Source organism: Streptomyces sp. NPDC056161, assembly GCF_042268025.1.
In the GTDB taxonomy this organism is placed as follows: Bacteria; Actinomycetota; Actinomycetes; order Streptomycetales; family Streptomycetaceae; genus Streptomyces.
The window spans coordinates 183,296-207,437 of record NZ_JBHJUV010000005.1 but is presented as its reverse complement, the minus strand read 5'-3'; the positions used below and the strand labels follow the sequence as shown (position 1 = coordinate 207,437).

Here is a 24,142-nt window from a genome sequence, read left to right as displayed (position 1 = left end):
CGGGAGCGGGTGTGTCCACGCCTCGCGGGAGCGGATGTGCCCACCCCTCGCGGGAGCGGATGTGCCCACCCCTTGCGCGGGCGTCGGTCGCGACAGCCTCCGACATACCCCCTACCTGTATACGCCCGATACGGCTCACCGACTTGACTTTCTACCCCCCGGGGGTATGTTGATGGGCGTCGAACCGCCCACAGCGGCACATCAGGAGACCAGGAGTGACCATGAACACCGGGCTGCGGATCACCGTCTTCGCCGCCGCGCTCGCCGCCACGTTCGGCACCGCCTACGGCGTGGGCAGCGGCATCGGCGAGATCTCCCCCAAGGCCGACAGCGCGGCACACGACCAGCACACGGACACCTCGCACGGCGAACACGGCAGTGCGGCACAGGCGTCGGCGGCGCTTCCCGGCGGACTGCAGATATCCGAGGCGGGCTACACCCTGGACCTGAGGACGCCGGTCGTCGAGGCAGGGAGGACGACCGAGCTGCGGTTCGCGGTCCTGAAGGACGCGAGCGGACGGGCGCTGACCGACTATCAGCAGGAGCACACCAAGGAACTGCACCTGATCATCGCCTCGCGGGACCTGACGACCTTCCGGCACCTGCACCCTTCGCGCGCGGCCGACGGGACCTGGTCGACGCCCGTGACCCTGCCCGAGGCCGGCGCGTACCGGGTCTTCGCCGACTTCACCCCCCGCGGCGGCGACGGACTCACCCTCGGCGCGGACCTCACCGCGACGGGCGCGTACGCCCCCGCTCCGCTCCCCGCACCGAGCCCCACGGCCACCGTCGACGGGTACGAGGTGCGCCTTGACGGCGAGCTGACACCCGCTCGGGCGAGCGAGGTGACGCTGACCGTGACGAGGCAGGGCAGGCCGGTCCGCGACCTCCAGCCCTACCTCGGCGCCTACGGCCACTTGGTGGCACTGCGCTCCGGTGACCTCGCCTATCTGCACGTACACCCGAACGGCGAGCCCGGCGACGGGAAGACCCAGCCGGGCCCGGACATCTCCTTCACCGCCACGGCGCCCAGCGCGGGCACCTACCGGCTGTTCCTGGACTTCAAGCACGACGGCGCGGTCCACACCGCCGCGTTCACCGTGCGGACGGATGCCGCGGCGAAGCAGCCGGACGTCTCCGGGACGGAATCCACCGCGCCGGAGGAGACCCGGTCCGGACACGCGCACTGAACGCCGCTCCCCGAGTCCGCCGCCGTCGGCATCCCCCGGCACGGGCGGGTGCGACGACGGCGCTCGCCGTGCCGGTGTCGCTCCGCTACTCCACGCCCTCGGGAGCGGCGCCCGCGACCTGGACGGCGTCGGCGGTGATCCGCTCGATCTCGGCGACGTCCCCGCCGGTCAGCTCCACGTCGGCGGCCGCCAGGCTGTCCTCGATGTGCCGCGGGCTGCGGGCACCGACGATGGCCACGTGCACACCGGGCTTGGCCAGGGTCCAGGCGATGGCCAGTTGACCGACCGTGACGCCCCGGTCCGCCGCGAACGCCTTCAGCCGGTCGACGATCCGCAGGTTGTGCCGCAGGTTCTCACCGGTGAAGGCGGTCGACCGCGACCGCCAGTCGTCCGGGGCGAAGGTGGAGTCCGGGGTGAGGGCGCCGGTGAGCAGGCCGCTGCCCATGGGGCTGTAGACCAGTACGCCGATGTCGTGCGCCCGGCAGTACGGCATCGGGTCGGCCTCGATGTGCCGGCGGAAGAGGTGGTACGGCGGCTGAAGGGTCTCCGCCGGCCGGACGGCGTCGAAGGCCGTCAGTTGCCCGGTGTCGTAGTTGGAGACGCCGGCATGGCGGATCTTGCCCTCGTCCACCAGTTCCTGGAGCGCCCCCGCGGTCTCTTCGGCCGGCGTGTCGGCGTCCGGCCAGTGCACCTGATAGAGGTCGATGTACTCGACGCCCAGATGGCGCAGGCTGTCCTCCACGCCCTGCCGCAGAAAGGCCCGGCCGGCGTCGCGCGGCCGGTCGCCACCGGGACGGACCCCGCCCTTGGTGGCGATCAGCACCGAGTCCCGGTCCCGCTTGAGTTCTTCCCGCAGCGCTCGTCCGAGCAGCGCCTCGGAGCGGCCGAAGCCGTACGCCTGAGCGGTGTCGAAGAGGTTCACGCCCAGTTCCCGGGCCTGCCGGATGGCGCGGGTCGCCGTCTCCTCGTCGAAGGAGCCCCAGTCGCCGCCCAACTGCCAGGTGCCGAAGGCGATCCTCGACACCCGCAGTCCGCTCCTGCCCAACGTCGTCATACGCATGATCTTGAGTTGCCCTTCAGTGTGCGGTCGCGCGCCATGGTCACATACGCCGGCCCGGAAAGTCCGGTGTGGCGTACCGGCGGTGGCGCCGTCCACCGCGCGTCGCTTTCCCGCAGACCACGGTGGCGCCGGTTGCCGCCCGCCGCAAAGGCGAGCCGGACGGATCCGGCGACGCGGACAGGTGAAGGGAAACAGCGCGAGATCACCCCGAGATCACGGCGAGATCACCCGGATGTCCGCGGCACCCGCAATTCAGCGATCGTTTCCGCCGGTTCCGCGGCGCGAACCGCCGAAGGCCGGGGAGGGGAGTGTGCCGTACACAATGCGCGGCACAAACGGCCTTCGACGGTTCACACGCGCGACGGCCGCCATGACCGACCGCTTCTGCGCCCGCCGGAGTCCGGCACGGCGGATCGAGCCCGGTCCCTCAGGACGCCACCCTGCCGGAAAGAGGCACCGGCGTGTCGTCGGTGTCGGGGGACGCTGAGGACACGGGCGGTTCCTTCTCCGGAGCCGACGCGGGCTCAAGGGGTTTCTTGGCGGCGACGATCGCGGTGCGGGCGACTTCGGCGCGCACCAGCGCGCGGATGACGGCATAGCTGTCGTACGGCATGGGGGTGCTCTTCCTGTGTGGGGAGTTGCTGTGGGCGGCAGGCCGCGCGCCCCCGGGAGCCGCCGGGGGATCCAGGGGCGCGGGCCGGGCCCGGTCAGCAGCGCAGGAGGGCACTCCGCTGGAACGGCTCGCGGACATCCGCCGAGGCAAGGCCCGGTGGGGCGTTCTCGGGCGGCAGGAGCGTGGCGAGCGTGGCCGGGGTGTCGGTGACGACCGGGGCACTCGGGCTGTGCACCGACGTGCGGACGACCCAGTGCTGCGGATGCGACGGTGTCTGAGCACCGTGCTCGGAGCCGCTGGAGCGCAGTTCGACGCGTTCCACCGCGGGCACGGCCGTCGGTGTTTCGAGGACCGTCCGGCCGACGGAGGTGACGTCCAGGCGAGCGGGTCCGACGCTGAGGGCGCCGTGGACGAGGACGAGCATCACCAAGCACGCGATGGCGCACGTACCGTTGATCGCCGCCTTGCGGACGGCAGCAGCCCACTGCCTCATGCGGACCCCCAGACCTTCGCACCCAGGTAATCCCCAAGAAGCCGCAGAATGCCGAGATCCATCCCTCGAAATAGGGAAGAATTTCACGCTCAGGAGTGAAGAATCCAGGGACGTTTCAGCAGTCCCATTCGCTATGCACGGATCCTGTGGGCGACCTGGCGACCGGGCACAGCCGTCGGGTTCACGGTGCGGTCAGGCATTCGCCGTTCGACGGCAGGAGTTCACCCACCGGGATAAGGCACCAGGACGGCCTAAAACGCGACAACGCGATGAAATGATGAATTGCGGTGGGCGAACTCGACCTCCCCTACCGGGTGTTTCTCCTTCTCGTGCACCGGCTGCCCCGCACCGGTGTCGGCCACTCGCGCCGGGACCCCTCCCGGGCGCCCGCTCCTACGGTGCTGCCGCGCACCGGCCGGCCGGGCGGAGTGCGGACGGGTGATCGAGGGCGAGCGAGGGACGATGACCATTGACGAGGACGCGCACTTCCCCGAATACCGGGCCCCGTCCGGGTGCGTGGGCGGGCTGGCCCTACCCAGTACGGGGCTGGTCGGGATCACCGCCGGCCTGGCCCAACTGTCCCGCAACGGCGCGCCGTTGTGGGTGTTGCTGGGACTTCCGGTCTTCCTGGTCCTGTTGTTCCTGCTGATGCGGATCGGGGCCGGTCGCCTGGCGACCCTCACCGGGCCGGACGGCATCACGGCGAAGCGGCCGTTCGGAGCGCGCCGCACGGCGTGGCGGGACATCCAGGCCATCGAGATCCACTCCGACCCGTCCGCGGTCGTGGACTCCTCAGTGATCGCGGAGTACGTCGTGCTCTACGACCGTGACGGACGGCGGGTGCTGCTTCCGCATCTCAACAGCAGGACGGTGGCCACGCTGCGCGAGGACGTCGCGAAGCTGCGGGCGCTCTGGGAGCGGCTGCGCGGTGCGGACTGGGTGGCGTCGCCCGGGGTCGCCGAGAAGATCACCGCGACGCGGCGGCGCACCGACCGGCAACGCGGTGTCGTGGTCGGCGTGGTGGTGTGCAGCGGTGTGGTGATGGTCGGGCTCGTGCTGTTCCTCGTACTGGTGCTCACGGGGGCCCTCGACGACGCCGGGGAGAACGCACTGGGCCTGACCGTCCTGGGGTTCGCGGTGGTGGGAGTGGCGGCGGGGGCGGTGCTGGGCCGCCGACTGGCACGCCGGGGCGCGCTGCCCGCACCCGCGCGACCGCGCGGCAGGGGGCGGCACGAGTGAACGCGAACATCCGGTGAAGGCCCTGGGTGACTGCCCGGTAACCCACTACATTCGGTTGCCGCAGGCAGCGGTTCTGCGGAGCGTGGGTGAGGGGTCGTGCCGGTGCGCCTGGGAACGACGATGGGTGGGCGCTACCGGCTCACGCGAGGTCCGCTGCGCGGCGGCATGGGCGAGGTGTGGCTCGCCCGCGACCTGCGGCTGCCACGCGATGTCGTCCTCAAACGGCTGCTCGCGGCGGACGACCCCGCGTCGTTCGACGGACTGGAGGCCGAGGCCCGCGCCCTGGCCCGCTTCGGCCATCCCCACGTCGTCACCCTGCACGACGTGCTCAGCCTGCCCGCCCCGAGGATGCGCCGGACGGGACGCGGACCGGGCGGACGCGAGTCCTGGCTGGTGATGGAGTACGTCTCCGGGGGCAGTCTGGAGAACCGGCCCCCGCTGTCGCCGGAACGCGCCGCCCGGGTCGGTGCCCAGATCGCCGACGCCCTGGCCGCACTGCACGCACAGGGCCTCGTGCACGGCGACGTGAAGCCGGGCAATGTCGTCGTCACCCCCGACGGTCTCGCCAAACTGGCCGATTTCGGGGCGGCTTACCGCGTCGGCGGCGCCGAGACCATCACCCCGAGGCACAACGTCGGCTACACCCCGGACTACGCCGCACCCGAAGTCGTTCTCGGCCGCCCCGAGCCCGCATCGGACATCTTCTCGCTGGCCGCCACCCTGCACCGCCTCGTGACCGGCAGGCCGCCGCGCCCCGGCGGCACCGCCGCGCCCGCCGACCCGTACGTGATCGCCCGGCAGGCCGCCCGCGGTGAGGTGGAACTCGCCCCGGATCTCGGTGTGTTGAGCACCGTCCTGCCGCCCATGCTGGCCCGGGACCCCGAGCACCGCCCGACCGCGGAACAGGCCCGTCTGCTGCTCGCCGAGATCGCCGGGGCACAGGAGCCACTGCCGCCACCGGACGACGCGGGTGAGGGCACACCGGTCCCGGAGCCGCCGTCCGTCCGGCGTGGCGGCTCGGCCGGACCGGTGCTCGGCGCGCTCTCCGGGACCGGGCGATCCCGGAGATCCCTCGTCGGGCTGGGCTCTCTCGTCGTGCTGGGCGCGGTCGCGGCCTTGGTGGCCGGGCTGCTGGCCGGCGACCGTGGCACAGCGGCACCGTCGGCCGGCACCCCGACAGGAGCCGCACGCACCGCGTCCCTCTTCGGTGACCACCGTACGGCCGACCCGTGCGCGCTGGTCGAGCCGTCGGTGTTCGGCCGGTTCGGGACGGTGGAACTGGATCCCGCCTACGGCAACTTCGACCGCTGCGACGTCCTGGTGGACACCGGCGGCGGCGAACCCGTGGACGTGGAGATCCTGTTCGAGAACGGCGACGGCTCGGACCTCGCCGCACCCGCCCGGACAGTCCACGGCGTCGGCGTGGTCGAGGAGGCGGCGGACGACCAGGAGTGCGTCAAGGACCTGCTGCCCGCCACCGATCCGGGCACCCGGGTCATCGTCCAGGCCAAGCGGGACGAGCAGCAGGACGACGGCAGGTCGCTGCTGTGCACGATGGCCGACACCGCCGTCGACCACGCGCTGCGGGTACTGGACCGCGGCCGGATCGCCCGCCGTACTCCCCCGGCTGCCGACTCGTTGATCCGCCAGGACGCCTGCACGCTGCTCGACTCGCATGCCCTGGAAGCCGTCCCCGGTGTCGATGCCGACCATCCGGACGTCTCGTTCGGCAGCTGGGGCTGCCAGTGGCACAGCACCACCGGCCCGCTCTGGGTGGGCCTGCGCTTCGACCGCGGCCGGCCCCTCAGCGCGTCCGACGGTGCGCTCACCCGTATCGGCGGACACACCGCCGTGGTCGAGCCGGACGCGGACGGCGACCGCACCTGCCTGATCAGCGTCGCCCACCGTTCCTTCACCGACATCGGCGGCGACGCGGCGGTCGAGACGGTGGAGTTGACGGTGGGCGGCGATCCCTCCGCGGCACAGCTGCGCGGGCTGGCCACGCAGTTGGCCACCGCGGTGGTCGCCCGGCTCCCGCGGGCCTAGCGCGGTGACCGGAAGGGGCTATTTCTTCGGGAAGAAGTCGAGGACGGCCTGCCCGTCGTGGAGTTCCGCCACCCGGAAGCTCAGCCCGTTCAGGCTGCCGGTTCCGCCCTCGCCCACCGAGGTGGACAGGAACACCCCGCCGCCCGATGCCTGGACCACCACCGAGCGCGCCGTGATGCTCGTGACCTCCAGCGAACCGACACCGAACCGGTCGTCGACCGGGATGCGCGTCGGCTGCCCGGTCACCCGGACCTCGCAGCGCCCGTCGAAGCAGGCGGCGACGTCGCTGCCGTCGTCGGTTCTCCGGGCACCGGCCGGCGGGACGGAGCGGGAAGCGGCGGCGGGCCGGGAGACGGACGGCGCGGCGGTCGGAGAGACGGACGAGGCGGACGATGCCGGTGAGGTGGACGAGGCGGCTGCGGACGGGGACGGCGGCTCGGACCCCTGTGCCGAGCCGCCGTGCCCCGAGCCCGCGTCCCCCGACCCGCAGCCCGCGAGGACCACGGCCGTACCGAGCCCGACCACGGCCAGGACACCCCGCTGTGCGCCGATCCCCATCGCTGTGCTCCTCACCGTCCGCCCGTCGCCCGTACCGCACGGGCCTTTCACGGTCTGTCCGTTCCACGGCCTTTCTAGGGGCACACCGTGGGGACGGGTCCCGAACACAGCGGCGCACCCTGGCGGGGCGTACTCGCGTCACCCGGGGACAGGCCCTGGGGCCACCACCTGAGGAGACCGCGATGCACTTCTCCGACGACAGCCTGGCGCGCGGTGTCGCCCCCGCGGGACCCGGCACCCTGCACGCCCGCACCGTCACCGGCGGCCTCCGGGTCAGGCCGCGGCCGGGGCTGACGATCTGCTTCGGCCGGGGCGAGGAACCGGACGTCGACCTGGGCGTCGGTGTGGACGACCTGCGGGTCAGCCGACGACACGGCGAGCTGACGTACCGCAGACGGCAGTGGTGGCTCACGAACACCGGGCAGCAGTTGCTGCGGTTGCCGCGCGGTCGGATGGTGCACAGCAGCAGCGAGCCGGTACCGCTCGCACCGGGGTACACCCCACTGTTCGTGAAGGGCTCCGGTTACCGCGAGCACCTGGTCGAGCTGTACGTGACGGGCCACGACGACCCGGGCCTGGTCTCCCGTCGCCGGGCCGACACCATGGCACCCGACCGCTGGCCGCTGGCGGAGGACGAGCGGCTGCTGCTGGTGGTGCTGGGCCAGCGCTACCTGCTGTACGAGGAGGAGCCGCGTCCGCTGAGCTACGGCCGGGCCGCCGAGCAGCTCGGCTACCTGTGCCCCGGGGCGGGCTGGAGCGAACGCAAGATCGAGTACCGCATCGAGGCGGTGCGCCGGCGCCTGCACGGCACCGGATTCCCCTACCCGCTGATGCACGACACGTCGGCCGGCCGGCCCTCGGACAACAGCCTGTTGCACAACCTCCTCAAGGGCCTGGTGGAATCGACGACGCTGGTGCCGCCGGACCTGGACCTGATGGAGGAGGACTGACAGTGAGGATGTGTGGTGTCTTCTCCGCCGGGTCTGACTCACACCGACCGTGATGACCGCGCGGGCGAGGGGGCCCGCGCGGTCGATCAGGGCGCGGCACCGGCGGAGGACCGCGGCGGGCGGGCCGGATTCGCCGGGTGACGCTACGCGGACTCGCGCAGCCGCAGTTCCGCCCGGGTCACCAGGTCCTCGGGACTGAGCGGGTCGCTGCCGGTGAGCAGGCGGGCGGCCTGTTCGACGGCGAGAGCCCCGAGCCTGCGGGTGTCGAGCGCCACACTCGACAACTGGGGCTCGACGAGCGTGCCGAGGCCCACTCCGTCGAAGCCGATCACGGCCAGGTCCCGGGGAACCTTGCGGCCGATCCGGCGCGCGCCGCGCAGCGCGCCGATGGCGATGACGTCGTTGAAGGTGAAGACGGCGGTGACCTCGGGATGCTCGGTGAGCAGGCGTTCCAGTGCGAGGTCACCGCCTTCCACGCTCTGGTCGGCGCGGCACACCGGGCCGGCACCGAGTCCGCAGGCGGCCATCGCGTCGGCGAACCAGGCGTGGCGCACGCTCGGCTCGGCCCGAGCGGCGTGGTCGAGCATGCCGATGTGCCGATGGCCGGCCTCGACGAGGTACGAGATCGCCGCCCTGACTCCGTCGCGCCCGTCGATCCGGATGGAGCTGAACCGTTCGGCGTCGCCCTCTCGGTCGATGAGTACGACCGGCAGCCCCCGGGCGAGCCGTTCGATCTCGCCCTCGGACCGGCTGAAGTAGCCGACCACGGCGTCCACCTGCGAGGCGATCACCTGGAGTGTGCCGAACTCCTCCTGTGCGCTGTCCGCGGTGTCGTAGACGACGACATGCCAGCCGCGGGCCCTGGCCGCTTCCAGGGCCGCGTGGGCGACCTCGGTGAAGAACGGGTTGAGCAGGTCGGGGATCACCAGGCCGACGGTGATCGTGTCCTGGCGCACCAGGCCCCGGGCGAACCGGCTCGGCCGGTATCCGAGGGCCAGGGCCGCGTCGAGCACGCGCTGCTTGGTGGAACGGTCGATCTCCCCCTTGTCGTTCAGCGCACGTGACACGGTCTGCCGGGACACACCGGCAGCGCGGGCGACGTCATGGATCGTCACCCTGCGGGACTCGGTCCCGGACGGCACTATCGCTCACCTCCACACATCAGACGACACAGCTGCGTCGCGGCGGTCCGAGTATGCCTCAGCCCCGGAGTGAGGCATGTCTCGCCCAGTGCGAGGCAGCCGGGCGGGCTTCCCGCAGAGCCGCTCGTACACCCGCTGACCAGCTATGAGTCTGCTCACCCCCAGCGGTCCCGGAGTCCGGCCCGAACTGCTGCCCGGCGGTTCCGCGTAACCTGCCCGAATCCTGTTTGACCCGAAAGTCTTGACACTCGACCGCACCGGAGCGCACACTTCCGAACACTTCACCACAATTCGTGAGCGCTCACGTGAACGTTCACGGGAACGCTCACGGACCAAAAAATACATGACAGGGCCAACGAAGCGCCACGGTGTTCGACCGCCGTGCCGACGCCCGTTGCGTCTCGTCCATTCCAACCAGAAGGCATATCGCCCGAGGTGTCAACGTCGACCCGTCTAGCACCACCGCTAGTCGTTCTCTGGAACGGAAGATATGAGCAGCACAGTCACGCGCATCCGCCTTGCCGTCGCCGCGGCAGCCAGTATTGCCGTACTCGCCGGATGCTCGTCGTCCCCCGCTTCATCGGGTAAGGATTCCGCCGCGGCCTCCTGCGAGCCCTCGAAGGGCAAGGTCACCCTGCAGTACTGGAACACCGTTCCGGGCATGGACAAGGTCGTCGACCTGTGGAACAAGAAGAACCCGGACATCCAGGTCGAGATGAAGAACATCTCGAACGACCAGTACGGCACCATCAGCAACGCCCTCAAGGCGAACAAGGCGCCGGAGCTGGCCCAGGTCGGCTATGACGAGCTGCCCAGCCTGCGTACCCAGGGCGCCTTCGTCGACGCCTCGGCCTGCAAGGAGGCGACCGCCGCCAAGTCGAAGTTCGTCCCGTGGACCTGGTCGCAGACCAGCTTCGGCGACACCGGCGTGTTCGCCATGCCGCAGGACACCGGCCCGATGGCCCTGTACGTGCGCTCCGACATCTTCAAGAAGTACGGCATAGCGGTCCCCAAGACCTGGGTCGAGTACCAGGCGGCGGCGCAGAAGCTGCACAAGGCCGACCCGAGCCTCACCATCACGTTCTTCGACCCGAACAACGCCGAGTGGTTCAACGGGCTCCTCTGGCAGAACAACGCCGAGATGTACAAGTACTCCGGCGACAAGTGGCAGGTCTCGGTCGTGTCGGACCAGAGCAAGCAGGTCGCGGACTACTGGCAGAAGCTGATCTCCGACAAGCTGGTCCGCACGGACCTCGCCAACGGTTCGACCCAGATGTACGCGGCGTACCAGAAGAACCAGATCGCCACCTACGTCGGTGCCGCCTGGGGCTACAGCATGCTGCGCGACAACCTGCCCAGCCAGTCCGGCAAGTGGTCCGTCGTCCCGATGCCGACGTGGGGCACGAACGGCGCGTCCGGTGACTGGGGCGGGTCCACCGTCGCGTTCATGAAGGGCAACAAGCACCTGTACGAGTCGGTCAAGTTCAACACCTGGCTGAACACCGACCCGGAAGCCCTCGCGCTGGAGAACAAGCTCGGCGGTCTCTACCCGGCGGCCACCGACGGCCTGAAGCTTCCCGAGCTGTCGAAGGGGGTTCCCTTCTACAACAACCAGAAGATCTTCGACGTCTTCGCCGAGTCCTCCAAGAAGATCGACACCAACTTCGCCTGGGGTCCCACGCAGAAGACGGTGAACCTGACGCTCCAGGACGCACTGGCCAAGGCGGCGGCCGGCAGCGGCACGCTCAGCGACGCGCTCACGGCCGCGCAGAACTCCGCGCTGAAGTCGATGAAGGACCAGGCGATCCCGGCAGCGGCGGGCAAGTGACCGCGGCATGACCGACATCACCCATCGCGCAACCCGCGTGGCGTCGCACAGGGGCCGCCGTCGTCGTCTCAACGGCGGCGGCCCCCGGGCGGGCACCATCACCGCGTTCCTGACCCCGTTCTTCCTCCCGTTCGTCCTGTTCTACCTCGTGCCGATCGTCTACGCGCTCTGGCAGAGCTTCCGCGTGGTGCGCCGCTCCGGCGGGCAGTACGGCACGTCATACACGACCTTCGGCGGGTTCGAGCAGTACTCGCAGGTCTTCCACAACTCCGAGTTCTGGTCCAGCATCGGCCGTATCGGACTGTTCGGCATCGTGCAGGTGCCGGTCATGCTGTTCGTCGGGCTGATCATGGCGCTGCTGCTCGACAGCCCCCTGCTGAAGATCAAGTCGTTCTTCCGCGTCACGGCGTTCATGCCGTACGCGGTGCCCGGTGTCATCGCCGCGATCATGTGGTCGTTCCTCTACTCGCCGCAGCTCAGCCCGGTCGTGGACATCCTCCAGGGCGTCGGTCTGCATCCCGACTTCCTGGGCCCGGGCGCGGTGCTGTGGTCGGCGGCGAACGTCTCCACCTGGCTCTGGACCGGCTACAACATGCTGATCATGTTCTCGGCGCTCCAGGGGATCCCGCAGGAGATCTACGAGGCCGCAAAGCTCGACGGTGCGAGCAACTGGAAGATCGCGTGGCGGATCAAGGTACCGATCATCGCCCCGTCGATCGTCCTCACCACCGTCTTCTCGATCATCGGCACGCTGCAGCTGTACGCCGAGCCCGCCGTGCTGCGCCAGATCTCGTCGAACATCTCCAGCACGTTCACGCCGAACATGCTGGCCTACGCGGTGGCCTCCGGGAACAACTACCAGCAGGCCGCGGCGATCTCCGTGGTCATCGCCGTCATCACCTTCGTCTTGAGCTTCGGGTTCATGCGACTGACCTCGAAGAAGGCCGGACTGTGAAGAACCAATCCCCGATCCGCGAAAGCCGGGTCAGCCGAACGGCCGCGATGGCCGTGATGTTCCTCCTGGCGATCTACTTCCTGCTGCCGATCTACTTCCTGATCGTCGCGGCGACGAAACCGCAGGGCGATCTCGCCTCCACCAACGGGCTGGCGTTCTCGCACTTCAACCTGTTCGACAACCTGAACACCCTGTTCTCCCGCGGCGACGGCATCTTCGGGCGCTGGGCCCTCAACACCGTGATCTACGCGGTGCTGGGCGCGGCCGTCGGGACCCTGGTGTCGGCGCTGTGCGGATACGCCCTGGCCAAGTTCAGCTTCCGGGGCCGTGAGTTCCTGTTCTCCGTCATCCTCGGCGGCGTACTGGTTCCCACCACCGCCCTCGCGCTCCCGCTGTTCCTGCTGTTCTCGGCCACCGGGATCGTCAACACCTACTTGGCGGTGTTCCTGCCGAGCATCGTCAACCCGTTCGGTGTCTACCTGGCACGCATCTTCGCCAACGCCTCCGTCCCCCAGGAGCTCATGGAGGCGGCCCGGCTGGACGGTGCCGGCGAGTTCCGCACGTTCTTCTCGGTGGCGCTCAAGCTGATGACACCGGCGCTGGTGACCATCTTCCTGTTCCAGTTCGTCACGATCTGGAACAACTTCTTCCTGCCGATGGTGATGCTCCAGAAGGAGTCCCTGTTCCCGATCACCCTCGGCCTGTACGAGTGGAACGGCCAGACCGCCCGCGTCCCGCTTCTCCAGGAGTCCGTGATCACCGGCGCGCTCGTGTCGATCGTGCCCGTGATCATCGTCTTCATCCTCCTGCAGCGATTCTGGCGCACCGGAATCGCCGCCGGCTCCCTCAAGTGACACCTCGGCAGTGACACCTCGGCACCGCCGACGTCACACCCCGCTTCACCCCCCTCCTGCCCGCTCAGCCCAGAAGGTTCCTCTCGCCATGCCCAATTCCGCCGTCTTCGTGCCCCATTTCCACTGGGACCGCGAGTGGTACGAGCCGTTCCAGGTGTTCCGGCACCGGCTGGTCACCGCTCTCGACACCGTGCTGGAGACGGCCGAGGCGAACCCTGACTTCCGGTTCACCGTCGACGGGCAGATGGCCGCGGTCGAGGACTACCTGGAGATGCGGCCGGAGAACCGCGACCGGGTGGTGGCCCTGGTCAAGGAGGGCCGGCTCGCCATCGGCCCGTGGCTCATCCTGCTCGACGAGTTCCTGTGCTCCGGCGAGACCATCGTGCGCAACCTTCAGATGGGCTGGGCGGCAGCGGCGGAACTCGGTGGTTCGATGTCCACCGGTTACCTGCCGGACATGTTCGGCCACATCGCGCAGATGCCGCAGATCCTGGCCCGGGCCGGCATCGAGCACGCGGCGCTGTGGCGCGGGGTGCCCGGTACCGTCGACGGCCACGCCTTCCACTGGCGCGCTCCCGACGGCTCCCAGGTGCGCACCGAGTTCCTCTTCGACGGCTACGACAACGGCCTCGACGTCCTGCTGGTGCCGGACCAGATCGGCCGCGCGCTCGGCGAGTACGCGGAGATGACGGCCGAGCGCTGGGGCAACGACCCGGTGCTGGCGATGGCCGGCACCGACCACAACGCGCCCGACCCGCAGTTGGCGGCCTGGCTGCGGCGGGCGTCCAGCGAGGAGCGCGCCATCACCATCGCGACGCTCGACGAGTACATCCGTGAGCATGTTCGCGACGAGGTGTCCGCGGTCGTCACCGGCGAACTGCGCAGTCATGTGCGCGGCAACATCCTCCCGGGTGTGCTCTCCGTACGGCTCGGGCTCAAGCAGCGGATGGCCCTCGCCGAGCGCACCATCGACCACGCCGAGCGGGTGAACGCCCTGTGGTCCGGGCGGGACGACACGCCGTTCCTCTCGCTCGCCTGGCACAAGATCATCGAATCGACCGCGCACGACTCGGTGGTGGGCTCCGGGACCGACGAGACCTGCGACCAGGTCGAGGCCCGGCTCGCCGAAGCCGCCCAGACCGCGCGCGCCGTCCGGGACGCCGCACTCGCCGAACCCGCTGCCCGGGTGCCGAGCGACGGCCACCTGGTGGCCAACCCGCTGCCGTTCCCCCGTACGGCGCTGGTCGAGGTGGACGTCGTGGCCCCGCCCGAGGGATCCGCGCTGGTCGCGACCGCCGCCGACGGCTCGGTGCAGCCGGTGCAGCTGATCTCCGAGGCCCCGACGGTGCTCAGCGACGAGCGCATGGACGCCTCGCAGCTGGAACGCGTCCTGCGCCGCATCCACCGCCGTGAACTCTTCGGCCGGCTGATCGACCACTACGAGCTGACGGCGGGCTCACTCGTCTTCCACCTCGCCGAGGTGCCCACCAGCGGCCCGTTCGACCTGCTGATCCTGCGCCGCGAGGTGGCCGCCGCGGCCGCCGCGCACCCGGGCGAGTGGCGGGTGCTGACCCTGGAGGAGGCGCGGGCCACCGCGCTGGTGCCGGTGCGGGTGCCCGCCTCCGGGCTCGCGAGTTTCCGGGTCTCTCCCGGCGAGGCGCCTGCCGCCGCACCGACGGGCGCCCCCGCGACGGCGACGGATCGCACGCTCGCCAACGGCCTGGTCGAGGTCGTGGTCGCCGCCGACGGCACGCTGACCGTGACCGGGGCCGACGGCACCGTGCTGTCCGGCGTCGGCCGCCTCGTCGACGGAGGTGACCGCGGCGACAGCTACAACTACGCTCCCCCGGCGCGGGACGTGCTCGTGTCGGAGCCGACGGAGGTCGCCGTCGAACTCCTCGACAGCGGCCCGCTGCGCGGGAGGCTGTGCGTCACCCGCGTCTACGAGTGGCCCGCGGCGCTCTCCCCGGACCGCGACGTGCGCAGCGGCCGGACCGTGCCGACACCGGTGGAGACGCTCGTGGAGGTACGGGCCGGCGAGCCGTTCGTCCGCGTCTCCACCTCGTTCCTGAACCAGTCCGCCGACCACCGGCTCCGCTTCCACGTGCCGCTGCCCGCGCCGGTGGCCGTCTCCGCCTCCGCCGGCCAGTTCGCCGTCACCGAGCGCGGCCTCACCGCCGAGGGCGGCTGGGGCGAGTACCCGATCCCGACCTTCCCGGCGAGTTCCTTCGTGTCGGCCGGGGCGGCCAACGTCCTGCTCGACCACTCCGCCGAGTACGAACTGGTCGGCGACGGCTCCGAACTCGCCCTCACCCTGCTGCGCGCGATCGGCTCCATCAGCGTCAACATCCATCCCCTCCGCGACGAGCCCGCGGCCAGCGAGATCCCCACGCCCGGTGCGCAGGATCTCGGCATGCGCATCGAGAACCGGTTCGCCGTCGTTCCCTCGGCCACCGGCTGGCAGGGCGCGCACGCGGTCGCGCTCGCCGAGGAGTTCCGCAACGACGTCCTCGTCGCCCGCGGAACCGCCCCCGCCGGCGGCACCCTGCCGCCGGACACCACGGGCGTACGGGTCGACGGCGAGGACGTCTTCGTGTCCAGCATCCGCCGCGTCACCGACGCCGAGCGCGGGGCCGGTACCGAGGTGCGGCTGGCCGCGATGAGCGACACCGGCTCGACCGTCCGTGTGACGGGCGCGTTCACCGAGGCCACCACGGTCGACCTGCTCGGCCGGCCCCTTGCCGGGGCGCCGGTCGACAACGGGCTGGAACTGGTCCTCGGCCCCTGGGAGATCCGCACCGTGGTGGTCCGCTGACCGGCCGCGATCGACGTTCGGACCCCCACCCGCTACCAAGAAAGCGTTGTGACCCCTTGCCCTCCGATCTCTCCGCGTATGTTTCGGACATCGCACCGGGACGTGGCGCGCTGCGCCCGGCCCGCTCGTGGCTGCGCTCCGACGCGCCCTCCCGCTCGCTCAACGGCCCCTGGCGCTTCCGGCTGTCGCCCACGGCGTCGGCGGCGGAGGATTTCGCGGCCGACGACTTCGACGACGCCGGCTGGGACAGCATCCCGGTGCCCGCTCACTGGGTGCTGCAGGGCGACGGAGCCTACGGCCGGCCGATCTACACGAACAGGCAGTTCCCGTTCCCGATCGACCCGCCGCACGTCCCGGACGAGAACCCCACCGGCGACTACCGCCGGCACGTCGACATCCCCGCCGACTGGTCGGACGCCGAGCGCGTCGTGCTGCGGTTCGACGGGGTCGAGTCCCTCTTCAAGGTGTGGGTGAACGGCGTCGAGATCGGCAGCGCCGCCGGCAGCCGCCTCACCCATGAGTTCGACGTGACGTCGGCGGTACGCCCCGGTGACAACGTCGTCAGCGTACGGGTGCACCAGTGGTCGGCGGCCAGTTACGTCGAGGACCAGGACCAGTGGTGGCTGCCGGGCATCTTCCGGGACGTCACCCTGACCGCCCGCCCGGCCGGGGGCATCGAGGACGTCTGGCTGCGGACCGGCTTCGAGGACGGGCGCGGGCGGGTGGACCCCGAGGTCGTCGCCGACGAGGCGGCGTTCCCGGTCACCCTGCGCATCCCCGAACTCGGCGTGGAACAGGTGTGGACCGCTCCGGCGGACGTGGCGCCGCTCGACATCACCGGTGTGGCGCCCTGGTCCGCGGAACTGCCGCGGCTCTACGACGCCACCGTGTCGACGGCCGCGGAGACCGTCGCCCTGCGCATCGGTTTCCGTACGGTCGAGATCCGCGGAGACCAGTTCCTGGTCAACGGCCGCCGGGTCGTCTTCCACGGGGTGAACCGCCACGAGGCGCACCCCGAGCGGGGCCGTGTCTTCGACGAGGAGCACGCCCGAGCGGACCTGGCCCGCATGAAGCGGTTCAATGTGAACGCGATCCGCACCAGTCACTACCCCCCGCATCCGCGGCTGCTCGACCTCGCCGACGAACTCGGGTTCTGGGTCGTCCTCGAATGCGATCTGGAGACACACGGTTTCGACGCGGTCGACTGGACCGGCAACCCGAGCGACGACCCGGCGTGGCGTGCGACGTACCTCGACCGGATCGAGCGCACCGTCGAACGCGACAAGAACCATCCCAGCATCGTGATCTGGTCGCTCGGCAACGAGGCCGGCACCGGCAGCAACCTCGCCGCGATGTCGGCCTGGGTCCACGTCCGCGACGCCGAGCGCCCCGTGCACTACGAAGGCGACCACACCGGCGAGTACACCGACGTCTACTCGCGCATGTACCCGTCGGTGCCGGAGACCGAGGAGATCGGCACGGACGGCTCGGGTTCGACGCTGCTGAACTGCACCCCGGCGCAGAGCGCCCGGCAGCGCGCCAAGCCGTTCCTGCTGTGCGAGTACGCCCACGCCATGGGCAACGGGCCGGGGGCGTTCGACCAGTACGAGGCGCTGGTCGACCGGTATCCGCGGCTGCACGGCGGTTTCGTCTGGGAGTGGCGCGACCACGGCATCCTGACGACGACCCCCGACGGCAGGCCGTACTACGCGTACGGCGGCGACTTCGGGGAGGTCGTCCACGACAGCAACTTCGTGATGGACGGGATGCTGCTGAGCAACGACGTCCCGACCCCCAGCCTCCACGAGTACAAGGCCGTGGTGCAGCCCGTCCGCTTCGTCTTCGAGGCCGACCACGTCACGGTGACGAACCTGCGGCACTCGGCCGACACGTCCGATCTGCGTTTCCGCTGGCGGGTCGAGCACGACGGCGCGCAGGTGGCCGACGGGGACCTGGACGTCCCGGTCGTCGCGGCGGGCGAGTCGCTGCGGGTGCCCCTTCCCCCCGTCCCGGTGTCGGCGGACGCCGAGACGTGGCTCACCGTCGACGCGGTACTGGCGTCCGGCACCGCGTGGGCGGACGCAGGACATGTGATCGCGACCGCGCAGCTGGACCGTTCGGCGCACCGTCCGGTGCCGGGTGTCCGGCCCCGGAACCCGTGGCGGGAGAGCGAGGGAACCCTGACGCTCGGCATCGCCGAGTTCACCGGCGGGTCCCTCACGCGCCTCGGCGGCCGGGCGGTCGGGGGCCCCCGACTGGAACTGTTCCGTGCGCCGACCGACAACGACGAGAGCGCTTCGGAGGAGGTCGACGGGAGCGACGCCAGCGTCCCCGGTGTCTCCAACGCCGACCTGTGGCGCCGCGACGGCCTCGACCGGCTGACCACACGGCGGCTGTCCGTGGAGTGCACCGCGGCGGCACTGCGCACGGTCGACAAGGTCTCCGCGGCGAACTCCGCCTTGTCGGTGCTGGTCGAGACCGTCTGGTCGGTCGAAGGCGACGAACTGGAACTGCGTGTGGAGATCGAGCCGTCGCACGGCTGGCGGACGGTGTGGCCGCGGATCGGGATACGTTTCGAGCTGCCGGACGACGCGGCCGCGGTCGACGGCGCCGAGTGGTTCGGGCTGGGCCCGTTCGAGTCCTACCCGGACAGTCTGCGCGCGGCTCGCGTCGGCCGTTTCTCCGCCACCGTCCACGACCTCTCCGTGGACTACGCGCGGCCCCAGGAGACCGGGCACCGCTCCCAGCTCAGGCAGCTCGTGCTGACGAGTGGCGGCAGCGAGGTGCTGCGTGTCAGGACCGTCCCGGACACCCAGGGACGACGCCCCGGATTCACGCTCAGCCGTCACACCCCCCAGCAGATCGCACAGGCCCGGCACCCGTTCGAGCTTCCGGAGTCCGAGAGGAGTCACCTCTTCATCGACGCGGCCCAGCACGGACTCGGTTCACGGGCCTGCGGACCTGATGTGTGGCCCGAGTTCGCGCTGCGCCCGGAATCCCGCACGATCCGGCTCCGGATCAGCGGCCCTCGTCCGCGGGGGTGACGGGCGGGCCCCGGACGCCTGCACGGTGACTGTGCCCCGGGGCCGGGCTCGACGCCCGGCCCCGGGGCACAGCCCTGCAACTCCTCGGCCGTCCGACGATCGTGTCCGGCCGAGGTCAGGCCGGTTCTTCCGTGGTCACTGCCTCCTTGGCCGGCCGCTGAGCGTCCGCGGGCTGCTTGCGGAACAGCAGCCGGGTCAGGGCTGCCAGCAGCCACCAGTACTTGGCGAGGTCCGGGGAGTAGAACGCCCAGGGGATCGACGTGCCGAAGACCAGGACGAGGACGATGCCGTGGCCGAGCGATCCCTTCAGCTCCTCGACCGTCGCGTGCGGTGCGGCGAGCGCGGGGGCGGCCAGCAGACGCAGGTACATCCCGCAGTTGAGGGAGATGGCCAGGGTGATCGCTCCCGCGTAGAAGGCGGTCGCCGTGGTGGTCCCGCCGTACTCGCTGATCAACCGGGTCGGGTAGGGCAGGGCGGCCACGACCGCGAGGAGGGCGAAGTAGCAGTAGAGCAGCCAGCGGTCGACGGTCGCGACCAGGCGGAACAGGCCGTGCTGGACCCGCCAGAGCACTCCGATGACTGCGAAGCTCAGCAGATACGCGCCTATGGCGGGTACCGATTCCCGGACGGCGTGCGCGACTTCTGCGTCGGGCAGGCCCTCGGGAACGGTGATCTCAAGTGCGAGCAGGGTGATCGCGATGGCGAACACGGCATCGCCGAGCATCGACAGCCGCTCGGGCCCCACGAGGGTGTCGCGGTGGCGAAGGCCGGAGAAGGGGCGGTTGGACATGGAGAGGGCACCAGGGATTCGTTCGCGGACAGAGGACGCAAGGCTTACCACGGGGTCCTGTGCGCGGGACGAGCCCGAAGGAGGCGTCGGAACCGTCCACGGCGGCGACGTCTCCGGCGCGGGGTCGGCGGCGTCCCCGGCGCAGGACAGCACGTGAGGATAGCGCCCGCGCCACAAGGGCGACTCCGCCTCTGTCCATGCCACTCCACACGTGAGCACGACAAGGCCATGGTTTTCACAGCCCTCTCCCAATCCGCCCGTCAGGCCGTGCTCGCCACGTGAACCGGGCCCCTCGTCGGCACGGTCCGAGCCCGGACGGGCGGGTCTCGGAACGACCGGTACGGCCTCCGCGCCCAACCCCGTCCAGCGTTCTCGAACTTGCCGGTGGGACAAGGGTGTTGGGACGTAGGCCGGGCCGGGACGATGCCCGCCCCGGCGGAGGGACGGACACACGACTCGAACCACTGGCTCGGCGGCGAGGACGATCACCCCCTCGACGAGGAGGCCGGTGACGCGTACACCGCCGTCTTCCCCGGCATGGTCACCGTCGCCCGCAGCAGCCGCGCGTTTCTTCACCGCACCATCACGTATCTGGTCGGCGAGGCGGGCGTCCGGCAGTTCCTGAACGTCGGCGCCGGCCTGCCGACCGCCCAGAACACCCACGAGGTCGCCCGGCGTACTCGCCCCCGAGGCACGGATCGTCCACATCGACAACGAGCCGACGGTTCGGTCAAGCGGTCGAGCGCTCAGGCGGTCTTCCGGATGGCGAGGGCGGCGATGTCGTCGTTCAGGTTGTCCCCGCTGTGTGCCAGCAGGGCGTGGTGGAGACCTTTCAGGACGTGCCAGGGTGGTCTGTCCAGTTGGTCGCGGGCCCAGGTGGTGAGGGGGAAGAAGGTTCCGTCGGCGTCGCGGGTCTCGCTGACGCCGTCGGTGTAGAGCAGCAGTTGGTCGCCGGTGGCGAAGGCGAAGCGGCGGGGGCGGAAGGTGGGGGTGAGCAGGCCGCCGAGGTTGAGGGGGGCGCCGGGGTCGTCGGAGTCGAGGACGTGGACGTCGCCGTGGCGGCCGAGCAGGGGTGGGGGGTGTCCGCAGCTGAGGATGGTGGCGTGGGTGGCGTGGCGGGGGATCTCGGCGAGGACGGCGGTGGCGAAGAGTTCGGCGGGGTCGCCCTGGGCGAGCGCGGCCGCGTCGTCGCGACGCAGGGTGGTCTCCAGGCAGCCGGCGATCTGGGTGAGGTCGGTGGCCTCGTAGGCCGCTTCCCGGAACGAGCCGAGCACCGCCGAGGCCATGGCGAGGGCGGGCAGTCCTTTGCCCCGGACGTCGCCGATGATCAGGCGGATCGCGTCGGGGGTGTCGGCCAGGGCGTAGAAGTCGCCGCCGACCCGTGCGTGCGGGGTGGCGGTCAGGTAGAGGCTGCCGATCTCCAGGGGTCCCACCCGGCGCGGGATGGGCCGCAGCAGCACCTTCTGCGTGGCGTCCGCCACGGTACGGACCTCGGTGATCGTGTCCTCCCGCTGCAACCGCAGATGACTGGCGTAGGCCGCGGCCACGGTGACCAGCCCGATGGCTGCCGCGGTGAACAGAGTGGGGTGGTCCGACGACATCACGGCGTAGACCGAGACGCCCAGCGTGCACGCCAGCCCGAGGACCAGGGTGGGGCCGACCGGCCACAGCGCCGCCGCGAGCGCGGGCGCCGCGGGCAGCAACCGGGTGATGGGCACTTCGGGCGGTGTCAGCACCGCAAGAAGGGAGAGCAGCACCGTCAGGAGCGCCGGGGAGATCAGCATCGGATCCTGACGCACTCTGGCCGACCACCGTGCGCTATGCCCACCATGCACCCTCATAAGGGGAAATATAGGTAGAAACACACATTGGTGGGTGCGGTCACGGCATCCGGGGCGGCGCGGACGGGGACGATTCGCGGGCGCCCGTGCCTTCCTTCCGTGCCGTCTCCCCGGGATCATGCCGAGGGCGGGACCTCCCGGCGTACTCCTTGTCCGGGACACCTTCGCGGGGCGCCCGGAGCAGCCGGTCCGCCCGCCACACCGCCGCCGCACGCCCGGTCCGGTCCCACCGGGCGAGGGGGGAGCACCGCGTGAACGCATCCGGCAACCGCCCGCACTCCGAGTCCGCGGACCGCGGCCGGACGGATCCTCTCGTCCAGCTGTCCGTCGAGCAACTGCGCCGGCGCACCAGCATGAAGTGGCGCGTGCATCCCGCGGACGTCCTGCCCCTGTGGGTGGCGGAGATGGACGTCCCGCTGGCGCCCGCCGTCGCCGAGGCCCTGCACCGGGCCGTCGACCTCGGCGACACCGGATACCCCCACGGCACGGCGTACGCCGAAGCCTTCGCCGCGTTCGCCGCCCGGCGCTGGCGGTGGGACGGTGTGCGGGTCGAGGACACCGCGATCGTGCCCGACGTGATGACGGGCATCGTCGAAGTCCTCCGCCTGATCACCGGACCGGGCGACGCCGTCGTCGTCTGCTGCCCCGTCTACCCCCCGTTCTACGCGTTCGTCTCCCATGCCGACCGGCAGGTCGTCGAGGCACGCCTCGGCACCGACCTGCGGATCGACCTCGGCGCCCTTGAGGAGGCGTTCGTCCGCGCGCGGCGCCACGGCCGCCGCGCGGCGTTCCTGCTGAGCAACCCGCACAACCCGACCGGCGTCGTCCACACCCGGGCCGAACTGGAAGCCGTCGCGGCGCTCGCCCGCACCCATGGTGTGCGGGTGGTCTCCGACGAGATACACGCCCCGCTGGTGCTGCCCGGGGCCGTCTTCACACCGTTCCTCGGTGTGCCCGGTTCGGCGGACGGTTTCACGGTGACCTCCGCGTCCAAGGCATGGAACCTCGCCGGCGCCAAGGCCGCCCTGGCCGTCGCCGGTCCCGATGCCGGGGACGACCTGCGGCGCATGCCCGAGGAGGTCGGACACGGCCCCAGCCACCTGGGCGTCATCGCTCACACGGCGGCCTTCCGTGACGCCACTCAGTGGCTGGACGAGCTTCTGCTCGGACTCGACGCGAACCGGAGCCTGCTGGGGCAGCTGGTGGCGGAACACCTTCCGGCCGTGCGGTACCTTCCGCCCGAGGGCACCTGTCTCGCCTGGCTGGACTGCACCCGGCTGGGACTGCACGACGACCGCGCACCGGACGGTCCCGGCACCGTCAGCGATCTCGCCGGACCCGCGAAGATGTTTCTCGACGAAGCCCGTGTCGCCCTCAGCTCCGGGCATGTGTTCGGCAGCGGCGGCGCGGGATGCGTACGGCTCAATTTCGCGACGTCACCGGCCGTCCTGCGCCGGGCCCTGGCCGCCATGGGACGCGCCGCCGCCGGCCACGGCCGGGCACCCCGCCCCTGACCGCCCCGCCCCGGCGTCACCGGGGCGGGGCAGCGGGTTCACCCCAGCAGCAGGGACCTGGGCTGGGCGGACAGGGCCCGGTCCAGGACCAGGGACGCCGCGCCCACCGCGGCCACGTTCTCACCCAGCGTGGTGGAGACGACCGTCGTCGGATGGGTCGCCCTGACGAACGGGGACCGGGCGACCATCGGCTGGATGGTGGTGAGCAGCCGGTCGGCGAGGACCTGCCAGGTCGGTCCGCCGAAGACGATGGTGTCGACGTCCAGCAGCGTCGCCGCCGCGCAGACTCCCCTGCCGATGCGGATGGCCAGGCGTTCTATGATGCCGTCCGCTTGTTCCTGCCCCTCTGCGGCGAGTTCCGCCAACCGCTCCAGACCGCGCTGGGCGTCGGCCGGGTCCAGCACCGTGTACTCGGGGTCGAGCACGCCCAGGGCGATGGCCTCGTCGACGAGGGTCCGCGTGGAGGTGGCCGCGCCGAGGCCGCCGACCTCGCCCGCGTTGCCGGAGACACCGCGCAGCACGGTGTCCTCGACCACCAGTCCCATACCGGAACCGGTGCCGAGATAGAAGAACAGCAGGTTGCGGCTGTCGGTGGCCGCGCCCGCCCAGCGTTCGGCGACGACGGCGGCGGTGACGTCCTTGTCGAGCAGGGCGGGGAACCCGGTCGCCTCGCTGAGCCGGTCCCGCAGCGGGTAGCGGCCCCAGCCCTTGAGCTCCGGTGGGTCCACCACCCAGCCGGCGGCGGCGTCGATGGGGCCCGGGGCGGCGATGCCCAGGCCCAGCACCCGGGCGTCGTCGACTCCCGACTCGGCCACGAGCGCGGACACCGAGGCGGCCATGTCCGCGGCGATCCCGTCGGTGTCGCCGCCGCTCGGGGTGCGGTGGCTGTGCTGGGCGACGACCGTGCCGAGGAGGTCCACCAGGACACAGGTGATCACGGCGGGGTCGAGGTGGACCCCGACGGCGTAGCGTGAGGTGGGGACGATCTCAAGGAGAGTCCGGGGCTTCCCGCTGCCGGTGTTCTGCTTTCCGGACTCGCGGGCCACACCCTGGTCGAGGAGCCGACGCGTGATGTTGGAGACGGTCTGCGCGGACAGACCGGTGGCCTGAGCCAGCTCCACCCTGCTCAGGCCCGCCGGGTGCCGGCGAATGGCGTCCAGAATCACGGACTCGTTGAAGTCCCCCATGCGCGGCAGGTTGGTGCCGCGCC

18 protein-coding genes and 1 pseudogene are annotated in these 24,142 nt (G+C 71.0%); 11 read left to right on the top strand and 8 right to left on the bottom strand.

The features are described 5' to 3' along the window. Window positions 1–221: 221 nt before the first annotated feature. Entirely contained in the window at window positions 222–1,190 is a 969-nt protein-coding gene (locus ACFC09_RS07285; RefSeq protein WP_376524653.1) for a hypothetical protein, read from the top strand. A gap of 85 nt (window positions 1,191–1,275) precedes the next feature. Here ACFC09_RS07285 and ACFC09_RS07280 read toward each other — a convergent pair whose 3' ends face one another. From ACFC09_RS07280 to ACFC09_RS07270, 3 genes are all read right to left on the bottom strand, one after another. Continuing rightward, the gene (locus ACFC09_RS07280; protein ID WP_376524651.1) at window positions 1,276–2,244 is read right to left on the bottom strand and encodes an aldo/keto reductase; all 969 of its coding nucleotides are present in this window, start codon (window positions 2,242–2,244) and stop codon (window positions 1,276–1,278) included. A 433-nt stretch (window positions 2,245–2,677) separates the two neighbouring features. Beyond that, on the bottom strand, window positions 2,678–2,863 hold the full coding sequence (locus tag ACFC09_RS07275) for a hypothetical protein (protein ID WP_376524649.1): 186 nt from the start codon (window positions 2,861–2,863) through the stop codon (window positions 2,678–2,680). Between the two features lie 94 nt (window positions 2,864–2,957). Continuing rightward, window positions 2,958–3,356: a hypothetical protein gene (locus ACFC09_RS07270; RefSeq protein ID WP_376524648.1), complete on the bottom strand. Its 399-nt coding sequence runs from the start codon at window positions 3,354–3,356 to the stop codon at window positions 2,958–2,960. Window positions 3,357–3,818: 462 nt separating this feature from the next. Here ACFC09_RS07270 and ACFC09_RS07265 point away from each other — a divergent pair, with 462 nt between their 5' ends. Both ACFC09_RS07265 and ACFC09_RS07260 read left to right on the top strand, forming a co-directional pair. Beyond that, window positions 3,819–4,595: a hypothetical protein gene (locus ACFC09_RS07265; RefSeq protein ID WP_376524646.1), complete on the top strand. Its 777-nt coding sequence runs from the start codon at window positions 3,819–3,821 to the stop codon at window positions 4,593–4,595. Window positions 4,596–4,697: 102 nt separating this feature from the next. Further along, window positions 4,698–6,641: a protein kinase gene (locus ACFC09_RS07260; protein WP_376524644.1), complete on the top strand. Its 1,944-nt coding sequence runs from the start codon at window positions 4,698–4,700 to the stop codon at window positions 6,639–6,641. A gap of 18 nt (window positions 6,642–6,659) precedes the next feature. Here ACFC09_RS07260 and ACFC09_RS07255 read toward each other — a convergent pair whose 3' ends face one another. Further along, on the bottom strand, window positions 6,660–7,199 hold the full coding sequence (locus ACFC09_RS07255; RefSeq protein WP_376524642.1) for a hypothetical protein: 540 nt from the start codon (window positions 7,197–7,199) through the stop codon (window positions 6,660–6,662). Window positions 7,200–7,381: 182 nt separating this feature from the next. On the opposite strand from ACFC09_RS07255, the gene ACFC09_RS07250 reads away from it, so the two are divergent. Then, window positions 7,382–8,149 carry an FHA domain-containing protein gene (locus ACFC09_RS07250; protein WP_376524640.1) on the top strand — a complete coding sequence of 256 codons (768 nt, stop codon included), beginning with the start codon at window positions 7,382–7,384 and terminating at the stop codon, window positions 8,147–8,149. Window positions 8,150–8,292: 143 nt separating this feature from the next. Here the strand turns inward: ACFC09_RS07250 and ACFC09_RS07245 are convergent, their stop codons facing one another. After that, window positions 8,293–9,291 (bottom strand): LacI family DNA-binding transcriptional regulator, encoded by a 999-nt coding sequence (locus ACFC09_RS07245; RefSeq protein WP_376524639.1) that lies wholly within the window; start codon window positions 9,289–9,291, stop codon window positions 8,293–8,295. Between the two features lie 490 nt (window positions 9,292–9,781). On the opposite strand from ACFC09_RS07245, the gene ACFC09_RS07240 reads away from it, so the two are divergent. The 5 genes from ACFC09_RS07240 to ACFC09_RS07220 all read left to right on the top strand — a co-directional run bounded on the left by ACFC09_RS07240 (window position 9,782) and on the right by ACFC09_RS07220 (window position 18,787). Continuing rightward, complete coding sequence (locus tag ACFC09_RS07240) at window positions 9,782–11,119, top strand: ABC transporter substrate-binding protein (RefSeq protein ID WP_376524637.1); 1,338 nt, start codon at window positions 9,782–9,784, stop codon at window positions 11,117–11,119. A gap of 7 nt (window positions 11,120–11,126) precedes the next feature. After that, entirely contained in the window at window positions 11,127–12,074 is a 948-nt protein-coding gene (locus ACFC09_RS07235; RefSeq protein WP_376524635.1) for a carbohydrate ABC transporter permease, read from the top strand. A 47-nt stretch (window positions 12,075–12,121) separates the two neighbouring features. Next, a complete protein-coding gene (locus ACFC09_RS07230; protein ID WP_376524735.1) occupies window positions 12,122–12,928 on the top strand; it encodes a carbohydrate ABC transporter permease in 807 nt (268 codons plus the stop codon). A gap of 88 nt (window positions 12,929–13,016) precedes the next feature. Then, entirely contained in the window at window positions 13,017–15,743 is a 2,727-nt protein-coding gene (locus tag ACFC09_RS07225; protein WP_376524633.1) for an alpha-mannosidase, read from the top strand. Window positions 15,744–15,799: 56 nt separating this feature from the next. Beyond that, window positions 15,800–18,787, top strand: a complete 2,988-nt coding sequence (locus tag ACFC09_RS07220; RefSeq protein ID WP_376524631.1) for a glycoside hydrolase family 2 TIM barrel-domain containing protein — start codon at window positions 15,800–15,802, stop codon at window positions 18,785–18,787. A 115-nt stretch (window positions 18,788–18,902) separates the two neighbouring features. On the opposite strand, the gene ACFC09_RS07215 is transcribed toward ACFC09_RS07220, so the two are convergent. Next, a complete protein-coding gene (locus tag ACFC09_RS07215; RefSeq protein ID WP_376524629.1) occupies window positions 18,903–19,577 on the bottom strand; it encodes a TMEM175 family protein in 675 nt (224 codons plus the stop codon). Between the two features lie 423 nt (window positions 19,578–20,000). Here ACFC09_RS07215 and ACFC09_RS07210 point away from each other — a divergent pair. Next, window positions 20,001–20,337: pseudogene (locus tag ACFC09_RS07210) on the top strand (SAM-dependent methyltransferase); the annotation flags it as partial. Here the strand turns inward: ACFC09_RS07210 and ACFC09_RS07205 are convergent. Then, window positions 20,324–21,361, bottom strand: a complete 1,038-nt coding sequence (locus ACFC09_RS07205; protein ID WP_376524628.1) for a PP2C family protein-serine/threonine phosphatase — start codon at window positions 21,359–21,361, stop codon at window positions 20,324–20,326. The pseudogene ACFC09_RS07210 and the gene ACFC09_RS07205 overlap by 14 nt on opposite strands. A 308-nt stretch (window positions 21,362–21,669) precedes the next feature. On the opposite strand from ACFC09_RS07205, the gene ACFC09_RS07200 reads away from it, so the two are divergent. Next, on the top strand, window positions 21,670–22,932 hold the full coding sequence (locus ACFC09_RS07200; RefSeq protein ID WP_376524626.1) for a MalY/PatB family protein: 1,263 nt from the start codon (window positions 21,670–21,672) through the stop codon (window positions 22,930–22,932). 38 nt (window positions 22,933–22,970) lie between these two features. Here ACFC09_RS07200 and ACFC09_RS07195 read toward each other — a convergent pair whose 3' ends face one another. Next, window positions 22,971–24,119 (bottom strand): ROK family transcriptional regulator, encoded by a 1,149-nt coding sequence (locus ACFC09_RS07195; RefSeq protein ID WP_376524733.1) that lies wholly within the window; start codon window positions 24,117–24,119, stop codon window positions 22,971–22,973. Window positions 24,120–24,142: the final 23 nt, after the last annotated feature.

Bases quoted from the DNA above. Each gene is read 5' to 3' on its own strand.
- ACFC09_RS07240 (WP_376524637.1), top strand. From the start codon at position 9,782: ATGAGCAGCACAGTCACGCGCATCCGCCTTGCCGTCGCCGCGGCAGCC.
- ACFC09_RS07215 (WP_376524629.1), bottom strand. From the start codon at position 19,577: ATGTCCAACCGCCCCTTCTCCGGCCTTCGCCACCGCGACACCCTCGTG.
- ACFC09_RS07285 (WP_376524653.1), top strand. From the start codon at position 222: ATGAACACCGGGCTGCGGATCACCGTCTTCGCCGCCGCGCTCGCCGCC.
- ACFC09_RS07255 (WP_376524642.1), bottom strand. From the start codon at position 7,199: ATGGGGATCGGCGCACAGCGGGGTGTCCTGGCCGTGGTCGGGCTCGGT.
- ACFC09_RS07265 (WP_376524646.1), top strand. From the start codon at position 3,819: ATGACCATTGACGAGGACGCGCACTTCCCCGAATACCGGGCCCCGTCC.
- ACFC09_RS07270 (WP_376524648.1), bottom strand. From the start codon at position 3,356: ATGAGGCAGTGGGCTGCTGCCGTCCGCAAGGCGGCGATCAACGGTACG.
- ACFC09_RS07225 (WP_376524633.1), top strand. From the start codon at position 13,017: ATGCCCAATTCCGCCGTCTTCGTGCCCCATTTCCACTGGGACCGCGAG.
- ACFC09_RS07275 (WP_376524649.1), bottom strand. From the start codon at position 2,863: ATGCCGTACGACAGCTATGCCGTCATCCGCGCGCTGGTGCGCGCCGAA.
- ACFC09_RS07195 (WP_376524733.1), bottom strand. From the start codon at position 24,119: ATGGGGGACTTCAACGAGTCCGTGATTCTGGACGCCATTCGCCGGCAC.
- ACFC09_RS07250 (WP_376524640.1), top strand. From the start codon at position 7,382: ATGCACTTCTCCGACGACAGCCTGGCGCGCGGTGTCGCCCCCGCGGGA.
- ACFC09_RS07230 (WP_376524735.1), top strand. From the start codon at position 12,122: ATGGCCGTGATGTTCCTCCTGGCGATCTACTTCCTGCTGCCGATCTAC.
- ACFC09_RS07205 (WP_376524628.1), bottom strand. From the start codon at position 21,361: ATGCTGATCTCCCCGGCGCTCCTGACGGTGCTGCTCTCCCTTCTTGCG.
- ACFC09_RS07235 (WP_376524635.1), top strand. From the start codon at position 11,127: ATGACCGACATCACCCATCGCGCAACCCGCGTGGCGTCGCACAGGGGC.
- ACFC09_RS07280 (WP_376524651.1), bottom strand. From the start codon at position 2,244: ATGACGACGTTGGGCAGGAGCGGACTGCGGGTGTCGAGGATCGCCTTC.